Origin of the sequence: Streptomyces panaciradicis, assembly GCF_023516615.1 — a bacterium.
Taxonomy (GTDB): domain Bacteria; phylum Actinomycetota; class Actinomycetes; order Streptomycetales; family Streptomycetaceae; genus Streptomyces; species Streptomyces panaciradicis.
This window is the reverse complement of record NZ_JAMGBF010000041.1, coordinates 1-9,524: the sequence shown is the minus strand read 5'-3', so window position 1 is coordinate 9,524 and position 9,524 is coordinate 1. Positions and strand designations below refer to the sequence as shown.

The window sequence follows — 9,524 nt, the reverse complement described above, 5'->3', positions numbered from 1 at the left end:
GGGCGAGGCCGACGCGGCCGCCGCCCGCGACGCCACCCGCGCCCGGTCCCGCCGGACCGCCCGCGCCCGCGAACTCGCCGCCCGCCTGGAGTGCTGGGAGGAACTGCGCCGACAGGTGGTGGCCGGCGTCGAGGACCTGCGCCACGCGGACTCCTACCCGGCCCTGCGCGCCCGGCTGACCGCACACGTACGCGCCGCGCTGGGCCCGGACGCCGAGGTCGTCGAGGCCCCCCACGGCGGAGTGATCGCCCGCACGGCGCACCGCAGACTCGACTGCGGCCTGACCGCCCTGGCCCTGCGGGCACTGGAGCGCATCGGCGGAGAGGCGGAGGAACTGTGGGCACCGTGACAGGCGTGTCGTCCGGGGGCGGGCGCATCCTGCGGGTCGCCGGGCCCCTCGTGGAGGCCGAGTACGTCGCCGGCACCGCGATGAACGACCTGGTCGTGCTGGGCGAGGCGGAACTGCCCGGGGAGGTCGTCGCCATCCGGGACGGGGTCGTCACCGTGCAGGCGTACGAGTACACCGGCGGCCTGGCCCCCGGCGCGCGGGCCCATCCGCTCGGCCGGCCGCTGTCCGCGCCGCTCGGCCCCGGCCTGCTGGGCGGGGTCTTCGACGGCCTGCTGCGCCCCCTCGCCACGGCCGGTGCCTGGCTGGAACCCGGCGCCGCGGGGCGCGGGAGCGGACCCACGCGCCAGTGGGAGTTCGTGCCGCGGGCCTCGGTGGGCGACCTCGTCGACCAGGGCGACGTCCTCGGGGAGATCCACGGCTCCGGACCCGTGCCGCTCAAGGTGCTGGTGCCGCCCGGCCGTTCCGGCGCCGTGGACCACCTCGCGGGCGCGGGACTCCACCCCGCCGACGCCGTCGTCGCGTCCGTCGCGGGCACCCCCGTGACGATGACCGCCCCCTGGCCCGTCCGCACCCCGCGCCCCGTCCGCGAACGCCTCGACTCCCCGCGCGCCCTGGGCACCGGGCAGCGCGCCATCGACCTGCTCTTCCCGGTGGCCCTCGGCGGCACCGTCGCCGTCCCCGGAGGCTTCGGCACCGGCAAGACCGTGCTGCTGCAGCAGATCGCCAAGTGGTGCGACGCCGACGTCATCGTCTACGTCGGCTGCGGCGAGCGCGGCAACGAGATGGCCGACGTCATCGACGAGTTCGGCGCGCTCACCGACCCGCGCACCGGCGGCCGGCTCGCCGAGCGGACCGTGATCGTCGCCAACACCTCCAACATGCCGATGATGGCCCGCGAGGCCGGCATCCACACGGGCGTCACGGTCGCCGAGTACTTCCGGGACATGGGCCTGGACGTGGTCGTCATCGCCGACTCCACCTCCCGCTGGGCGGAGGCGCTGCGCGAGTTCGCCTCCCGCACCGGCGCCCTGCCCGCCGAGGAGGGCTACCCGGCCGGCCTCGCCTCGGCGATCGCCGCCTTCTACGAACGGGCCGGCGCGGTCACCACCCTCGGCGGCCGCACCGGCTCGGTGACCGTCATCGGCGCGGTGTCCCCGCCCGGCGGCGACATGGCCGAACCGGTCACCGCGCACACCCAGCGCTTCGTACGCTGCCTGTGGACCCTGGACCGCGAACTCGCCTACGCCCGCCACTACCCGGCCGTCTCCTGGGCGGAGTCCTTCTCCCGCGACGCCGAGGCGCTCGGTGCCCGCCGCGCCGCGACCGACGACCCGGACTGGCCGGCCCGGCGCGCCCGCGTCGCCGGTCTGCTCGCGGAGGCCGACCGGCTCGCCGACCTCGTCGACCTCGTCGGCATCACCGCGCTGCCCGCGCAGGAACGCGTCAGCGTCCTGGGCGGCCGGCTCGTACGCGAAGGCGTGCTCCAGCAGAGCGCCCTGTCGCAGCGGGACGCCTACAGCGGGGCGAAGAAGACGGCCGCGCTGGCCGAGGCGGTGCTCGACGTGGTCGACCGTTGCCGCGAACTGGCCGACGCCGGTGTGCCCCCGGCCCACATCGAGGAGGCCGACTTCACCCCCGTGCTGCGCGCCCGCGAGGAGGCAGGCCCGCACGACGCGGACACCGTACGGGCGCTGGGCCGGAGCATGCTCGACCGACTGGGGGAGCTGATATGACGGACACACCGGACTGGGGCCTCGTCGAGTACACCACCATCCGTGACCTGCACGGCCCCCTCGTGGTCGTCGACAAGGTCGAGGGCGTCGGCTGGGACGAGTTCGTGCTCTTCACCCTCGACTCCGGCGAGCAGCGGCACGGACTCGTCCTCGACGTCGACCGCGGCACCGCCGTCGTGCAGGTCCTGGAGGACACCGCCGAGATCGACCCCGCGCGCATCCGGGCCGCCTTCACCGGCACGCCGCTGCGGATCCCGGTGGGCCCCGGCTGGCTCGGCCGGGTCTGCAACGGCCGGGGCGAACCGCTCGACGGAGGGCCGCCCGTCTTCGGCTCCGTCACCTCGGCGGTCGGCGGCAACCCCGTCAACCCCGTGCGCCGCGAGCCGCCGGCCGAACCGGTGCTCACCGGGGTCAGCGCGGTGGACGCCCTGACGACCCTGGTACGGGGTCAGAAGCTGCCGGTGTTCTCCGCGGCGGGCCTGCCGCACCTGGAGCTGGCCGCGCAGATCGCGGCCCAGTCGACGGCCGGGGGAGAGCCGTTCAGTGTGGTGTTCGCCGCCATGGGAGTCACCCACGCGGACGCCGCCTTCGTGCGCGACGCGCTGGAGGAGCGCTCCGCGGCCGGCGAGCTGGTGCTGCTGCTCAACACCGCCGCCGACCCGGTGATCGAACGCATCCTCACCCCGCGCATCGCGCTGACGATCGCCGAGGACCTGGCGTTCACCGGCGGCCGGCACGTGCTGGTGGTCATGACCGACATGACCAGCTACGCCGAGGCGCTGCGCGAGGTCTCCGCGGCCCGCGGCGAGATCCCCGCCCGCCGCGCCTACCCCGGCTACCTCTACAGCGACCTGGCGTCCCTGTACGAGCGCTGCGGACGCATCCGCGGGCTGCCGGGATCGGTGACCGTGCTGCCCCTGCTCACCATGCCGGCCGGTGACATCACCCATCCGGTCCCGGACCTCACCGGGTACATCACCGAAGGGCAGGTCGTGCTCTCCCGCGAGATGCACGCCAAGGGCGTCTACCCGCCGGTCGACGCCCTGTCCTCGCTGTCCCGGCTCATGCGCAAGGGCGCCGGCCCGGGCCGCACCCGCGCCGACCACCTGGACGTCGCCGCCCAGCTGCTCGCCGCGCTGGCCCGGGCCCGCCAGGTCAGGGAGCTGGCCGACCTGGTCGGACAGGCCGCGCTGAGCCCCACCGACCGCCGCTACCTCGCCTTCGACGAGGCGTTCGCGCACGGCTTCGTCGACCAGGACCGCGGTGAACGGCGCACGCTGGAAGAGACTTTGGAGCGGGCCTGGCAGGTGCTGCTCACCCTGCCGCGCAGCCAACTGTCCATGCTGCCCGCCGAGTTCCTCGACGCCCACGCGGCACCGGAAGGCGGGTGAGCCCGGTGAAGGAGCTGCGGACCCCGCCCGGCCGGGCCGGCCGCATGAAGGTGCGCCACAGCCTGGACGTCGCCCGGCGCGGCGCCGACCTGCTCGACCAGAAACTGCGCATCCTGCGCGCCCGGCACGAGACGCTGCTCGCCGCCGAGGAGACCGCGCGCGCCGCCTGGCACGAGCGGCTGCGGGAGGCCGAGACCTGGCTGCGGCGCGGGCTGCTGCTGGCCGGCGACGAGGCGCTGGAGGCCCCGGCGCCCGTGCGTCCCGCCGAGATCGACATCGTCCGGACCTCCACCATGGGCGTGCGCCACCCCGAGACGGCCCGTTGCGCGCTGCCGCGGCGGGAACCGGACATCCCGGCGCCGGCCAACACCGCCCTGATCCACGCCGAGGCCGCCTACGCCGAGGCGGTACGGGCCGCGGCCGACCACGCCGTCGCCCGCGCCGCGGCACGCGAGATCGGCGCGGAGGTGCTGCGCACCCGCCAGCGCGTCCGGGCCCTGCAACGCCACTGGATCCCCCGCCTGGAGCGGGCCCTGGCACGCGCGGACGCCGCCCTCGAACAGAGCGAGCACGAGGACGCGGTACGCCGCCGCTGGTCGGCCCGCACCTCGGCCGACCGGGCGTGATGCGGGGCATGACCGCCGGGACGTCCCCCGGGGATCCGCTCGGCCCCACCCGGGGGTCACATGACCCATGGCAGGCGGACGGTGGTGCGTCGAAGCTGGAGCGAGGTCGTCTCGGAGTCCGGAGGGCTTCCTGTGGAGAAGGACAGCGTCGCTCAGCGGCTCGCGCCCGGCCCGGAAAGCGGCACGGTGCCCGCGCGCCCCGCACCCGGCCCCCCGTTGCCCCGGCAGCGGGCCGACGAGGTGCTCGCCCAGCTCGGCACCTCCCGGCGGGGTCTGGGCGCGGCGGAGGCCGAGCGGCGCCGGCAGCGCCACGGCCCCAACGAACTGCCGCAACCTCGCCGCAAGGGACTGTGGCGACGCTTCTTCGCCCAGTTCACCGACCTGTTCGCGATCCTGCTGATCGTGGCCTCGGCGCTGACCTTCCTCGCCTACGCCCTCCAGGACCCCCGCGACGTGGGCAACCTGCAGCTGGCGTTCGCGATCCTCGGCGTGGTGGTGCTCAACGCGGTCATCGGCTTCGTCCAGGAGTACTCGGCGGAGCGCACCGCCCAGTCGCTGCAGGCGATGGTGCCGCACACCTGCCGGGTGCTGCGCGACGGCGAACGCCTGGAACTGCCGACGGGCGCGCTCGTCCCCGGCGACCTCGTGGTCCTGGAGGCGGGGGACGCCGTACCCGCGGACTGCCGCGTCGTCGAGGGCCACGGCCTGATGGTCAACAACGCCTCCCTGACCGGGGAGAGCGTCGCCGTCGCCCGGGTGGAGGAGCCCACGACGGCCGCCACCGTCCTCGACTCCCGCAACTGCGTGTTCATGGGCACCACGGCCGTCTCCGGATCGGGCAAGGCCGTCGTGTTCGCCATCGGCGCCGACACCGAGTTCGGCCGGATCTACCGGCTCACCCAGGAGGCACCGCAGCAGCAGACCCCGCTGCAGCAGCAGGTGGCGTCCATGGCCCGCAGGGTGGCCGTGCTGGCCGTGGCCATCGGCCTGCTCGTCCTCGCCGTCCGCGTGCAGAGCGGACAGCCGCTGGTGTCCACCTTCGTCTTCGCCCTCGGCGTGATGGTCGCCCTGGTCCCCGAGGGACTGCCCGCCACCCTGTCGGTGTCCCTGGCCATCGGCGTCCGGCGCATGGCCCGGCGCCAGGCGCTGGTGAAGAAGCTGCTGGCGGTGGAGGCCCTGGGCTCCACCACGGTGATCTGCACCGACAAGACCGGCACCCTGACCCAGGCCGAGATGACCGTCACCCGGTTGTGGACCGGCGGGACGTGGCACGAGGTGTCCGGCGTCGGCTACGCCCCCGTCGGCACCGTCACCGATCCGGAGACCGTACGGGACCTGCTGCGTGTCGGCGTGCTGTGCTCCGACGCCCGGCTGCTGGCGCCGGACGAGCAGGCCGACTGGCGGGTCCTCGGCGACACCACGGAGGGCGCGATCCTCGTCGCGGCGGCCAAGGCCGGCCTCGACCCGGCGACCGAACGGGCCGCCGCGCCGCGCGTCGCCGAGTTCCCCTTCGACCCCGTGCGCAAGCTGATGAGCACCGTCCACCGCACGCCCGAGGGCGACGTCGTGTGCGCCAAGGGCGCGCCCCAGGAACTCCTCGCCCGCTGCACGCACCTCCTGCTGGACGGCGCCTCCCGGCCCCTCACCGACGAGCTGCGCGCCGGTGTCACCGAGGCGAACGACACCATGGCCGCCCAGGGACTGCGCGTCCTGGCCGCCGCCCTGCGCCCCGTGACCTCGGCGCCCGGCGACAGCGCGGAGGCCGAGTCCGGGCTGACCCTGCTGGGCCTCGTCGGCATGTTCGACCCGCCCCGGCCCGAGGTCTCCGCCGCCGTCGAGGCCTGCCGCAAGGCCGGCATCCGCATCGTCATGGTCACCGGCGACCACCCGCTCACCGCGGAGGCCGTCGCCCGCAGGGTCGGCATCGTCACCGGACCCGCCCCGACGGTGGTGACCGGAGCCCGGCTCGCCGAGATGGACGCCGACGCGCTCGACGCCGTGATCGCGGCACCGGGAGAACTGCTGCTGTGCCGGGTCAGCCCCGAGCACAAGATGCGGGTCGTGGCCGCCTTCCAGAAGCGGGGCGAGGTCGTCGCGGTCACCGGCGACGGCGCCAACGACGCCCCCGCCCTCAAGCACGCCGACATCGGCGTCTCCATGGGCGCCGGCGGCACCGACGTCGCCCGCGAGGCCTCCGTCATGGTGCTGCTCGACGACTCCTTCGCCTCCATCACCGCCGCCGTCGAACTCGGCCGCTCCGTCTACCGCAACATCGGCAAGTTCCTGACCTACCTGTTCAGCCACAACATCGCCGAGCTCACCCCGATCCTGGCCGCCACCTTCGTCGGCTTCCCGCTGGTCCCGCTGAGCGCCGTGCAGATCCTGGCCATCGACCTCGGCTCCGACGTACTGCCCGCCCTGGCGCTCGGCGCCGAGCCGCCCGAACCCGACACCATGGAGCGCCCGCCCCGCGGCCGGCGCGAACGGCTGTTCTCCGCCGCGCTCGTGCGCCGCTTCCTCTTCCTCGGCTTCGTGCAGTCCATCGGCGTGTGCACGGTGTTCTTCTGGCAGATCCACTCCTCCGGCATCCCCTTCGCCGACTTCACCGCCGACACCCCCGCCTACCGCAAGGCCATCACCCTGACCCAGGCCGCCATCGTCGTCAGCCAGTTCTTCAACGCCCTGGCCGTGCGCACCGACCGCGAGAGCGTCTTCCGCGTCGGCCTGTTCTCCAACCCGCGCCTGCTGGCGGCCGGCTGCTTCGGGATCGCGTTGATGGCCGCCATCAGCTACGCGCCGCCGCTGCAGGCCGTGTTCAACACCGCGCCCATCTCGGCCACCGACTGGGCGGTGCTCACCGGCTTCGGGGTGCTGCTGCTGGCCGCCGAGGAAACCCGCAAGGCGTGGCTGCGCCGCACACCACCGCACCAGCCAGGAAGGAAACAGCCATGAGGGTCGTCATCGTGGGCTGCGGCCGGGTCGGCTCCGCCCTCGCCACCCGGCTGGTCAACGAGGGCCACGACGTGCGGATCATCGACCGCGAGCCGAAGACCCGCGCGCTGCTGCCGGCCGGCTTCCCCGGCCAGGTCCTGCACGGCAACGGCTTCAGCCGCACCCTGCTGGAGGCGGCGGGCATCGAGCACGCCGACGCGTTCGTCGCGGTCACCTCCGGGGACAACACCAACATCGTCAGCGCCCGGACCGCCAGGGAGACCTACCGCGTGCCGATCGTCCTGGCCCGCATCTACGACCCACGGCGCGCCGACATCTACCGCGACCTGGGCATCCCCACCATCGCGAGCGTGCGCTGGACGGCGGACCGGCTGCACCAGATGCTGCTGCACCGCCACCTCACGCCCGAACTCAGCTTCGGCAACGGCGAGACCCTGCTGCTGCGCTCCCAGCTGCCCGCGCACCTCACCGGCCGGCGGCTGGGCGAGCTGGAGGTCGACGGCGAGATCCGGCTCGTCGAGGTGACCCGCGGCGGGCGGTCGTTCCTGCCGACGCACAGCACCGCCGCCGAACCGGAGGACCTGATCACCTTCGCCGTGGCCGCCGAGGCCCTGACCCGGCTGCGCGGCTTCCTCGACAAGGAGCTCGGCACATGAAGGTCATCGTCGCCGGCGCCGGCCGGCTCGGCAGGCAGGTCGCCCAGGTGATGGCGGCCGCGGGCAACCAGGTCACCGTCGTCGACCGCGACGACGACCGCATCGCCACCCTCCAGGACCGGCTGCCGGTGCGGCTGGAGGCCGGGGACGCCTGCGAACCCTCGGTCCTCGAACGCGCCGGGGCGCACTCGGCCGACCTCGTCGTGGCGACGACCGGGGAGGACGAGGACAACCTCGTCATCAGCCTCCTCGCCAAGCGCCAGTTCGGCGTCGAGAGGGTGGTGGCCCGGGTCAACGACACCGAGAACGCCTGGCTGTTCGACCGCAACTGGGGCGTCGACGCCGCCGTACCCGCCGCCATGCCCCTGATCTCGCTCATCGAGGAGGCCGCCGGAGCCACCGACACCGTCGCCCTGCTGCGGCTGAGCAAGGCCGGTGTGAACGTCATCGAGACCACCATCACGGCCCGCTCGCGCGCCGTCGGCCGCACGCTGGCGGACATCACGCTGCCGGCGAGCACCGTCCTCGCCGCGGTCGTCCGGGACGGCAGCCCCGTCGTGCCGGCGCCCACCCTGACCCTGCGGGCCGGGGACGAGATCCTCGTCGTCTCGCACGAGGCCACCGAGGACGAGGTGCACGCGGCCTTCCAGTGACGCGCACGCCCGTGCACGACAACGGCGGCCGCCGCCGGGAGTGCCCCCGGCCGGCGGCCGCCTGAAGGCGGGCCGTCACCGCAGCACGGGCCCCGCCAGCTGGACGATGTCGTCGGAGGCGACGTCGTGCAGCCGGATCGCGAGGTCCTCCAGCGCGCGGCTGGCGGCGAGTTCGTCGCCGATCTCCGGAATGGAGCGGTCGACCGGGTTCTTGCGGGCCACGCCCCGGCCGGTGACCGTCGAGGTGTCCCGGGTGGTGAGCACGGCCCGCGCGTGGGTCTCGTCGCCGTCCTCACTGATGAAGATCTGTACCGTCCACTGCTTGGCTTGCATCGTGATCACTCCCGGGCGGAGGGGTGAGGAGCAGGCGCCCGGACGAACCGGTTCCTCCGCTCATCTCCCAGCCTGCGCCCCCGACGAGGGCCGGGACAGGGCCGAACGGCCCGCCGGCCGGGACGTCATGCCGAGGCCGCCTCGGCGCCCGGCGCGTGCCGTGCGGCGGCGTCCGGCGGGACCGCGTCCTCCGGGGCGGTGGCCGGCACCGTCCGGACCGCCGCCGGCTCGTCGAGCCGCAGTCCCGTGGCGGCCGAGAAGCAGTGCACGACGTCCGCCCGCACCCCGACCCGCACCCGCGCCCCCTTGCCCTGCGTGGCCCGCCCCGGCAGCCGTACGACGAGCGGCGCGCTGCCTCCGCCGACCCGCGCGGTCGCGTGCAGGTAGGCGACGGAGCCGGTGTCCTCGACCGCGTCGACCACGAGGTCCAGCCCGGGGGTCTTCTCGTCCTCCGGCGACAGGATCCGGAACTGCTCGGGGCGGACGCCGAGCGCGATCTCGGTGGCGCCCTCGGCGGCCGCGGACCGCAGGACGTCGCGGGTCAGCGGCACGGTCAGCCCGTCCAGCCGGACACCGTCGGACGTCAGCGGCAGCCGGAACAGGTTCATCGCGGGCGAGCCGATGAAGCCGCCGACGAAGGTGTTGGCGGGCCGCTCGAAGACCTCCTTGGGCGTGCCGACCTGCTGCAGCACCCCGTCCTTGAGGACGGCAAGCCGGTCGCCCATGGTCATCGCCTCGACCTGGTCGTGGGTGACGTACACCGTGGTGGTGCCCAGGCGGCGCTGCAGCACCGCTATCTGAGTGCGCGTCTGCACCCGCAGTTTGGCGTCC

Annotated in this window: 9 protein-coding genes; 7 read left to right on the top strand and 2 right to left on the bottom strand. The window is 74.5% G+C overall.

Annotated elements, in window-relative coordinates:
• From M8J74_RS16390 to M8J74_RS16360, 7 genes are all read left to right on the top strand, one after another.
• A partial coding sequence (locus M8J74_RS16390; RefSeq protein ID WP_249837108.1) for a hypothetical protein occupies positions 1 to 349 on the top strand: 349 nt, incomplete at its 5' end.
• Positions 346 to 2,082: a V-type ATP synthase subunit A gene (locus M8J74_RS16385; RefSeq protein WP_249837107.1), complete on the top strand. Its 1,737-nt coding sequence runs from the start codon at positions 346 to 348 to the stop codon at positions 2,080 to 2,082. The genes M8J74_RS16390 and M8J74_RS16385, both read left to right, overlap by 4 nt.
• A complete protein-coding gene (locus M8J74_RS16380) occupies positions 2,079 to 3,473 on the top strand; it encodes a V-type ATP synthase subunit B (protein ID WP_249837106.1) in 1,395 nt (464 codons plus the stop codon). The genes M8J74_RS16385 and M8J74_RS16380 overlap by 4 nt, the downstream gene beginning before the upstream one ends.
• A 5-nt stretch (positions 3,474 to 3,478) precedes the next feature.
• Complete coding sequence (locus M8J74_RS16375) at positions 3,479 to 4,099, top strand: V-type ATP synthase subunit D (RefSeq protein WP_249837105.1); 621 nt, start codon at positions 3,479 to 3,481, stop codon at positions 4,097 to 4,099.
• 132 nt (positions 4,100 to 4,231) lie between these two features.
• Positions 4,232 to 7,051: a cation-translocating P-type ATPase gene (locus M8J74_RS16370; RefSeq protein ID WP_308406054.1), complete on the top strand. Its 2,820-nt coding sequence runs from the start codon at positions 4,232 to 4,234 to the stop codon at positions 7,049 to 7,051.
• The gene (locus M8J74_RS16365; protein ID WP_249837104.1) at positions 7,048 to 7,707 is read left to right on the top strand and encodes a potassium channel family protein; all 660 of its coding nucleotides are present in this window, start codon (positions 7,048 to 7,050) and stop codon (positions 7,705 to 7,707) included. Before M8J74_RS16370 ends, M8J74_RS16365 begins: the two co-directional genes overlap by 4 nt.
• Positions 7,704 to 8,360, top strand: a complete 657-nt coding sequence (locus M8J74_RS16360) for a potassium channel family protein (protein WP_249837103.1) — start codon at positions 7,704 to 7,706, stop codon at positions 8,358 to 8,360. Before M8J74_RS16365 ends, M8J74_RS16360 begins: the two co-directional genes overlap by 4 nt.
• Positions 8,361 to 8,435: 75 nt before the next feature.
• Here the strand turns inward: M8J74_RS16360 and M8J74_RS16355 are convergent, their stop codons facing one another.
• On the bottom strand, positions 8,436 to 8,693 hold the full coding sequence (locus M8J74_RS16355) for a DUF1876 domain-containing protein (protein ID WP_249837102.1): 258 nt from the start codon (positions 8,691 to 8,693) through the stop codon (positions 8,436 to 8,438).
• Positions 8,694 to 8,818: 125 nt separating this feature from the next.
• Positions 8,819 to 9,524: ABC transporter ATP-binding protein (locus tag M8J74_RS44525; RefSeq protein WP_283948229.1), on the bottom strand; the 706-nt coding region annotated here is incomplete at its 5' end.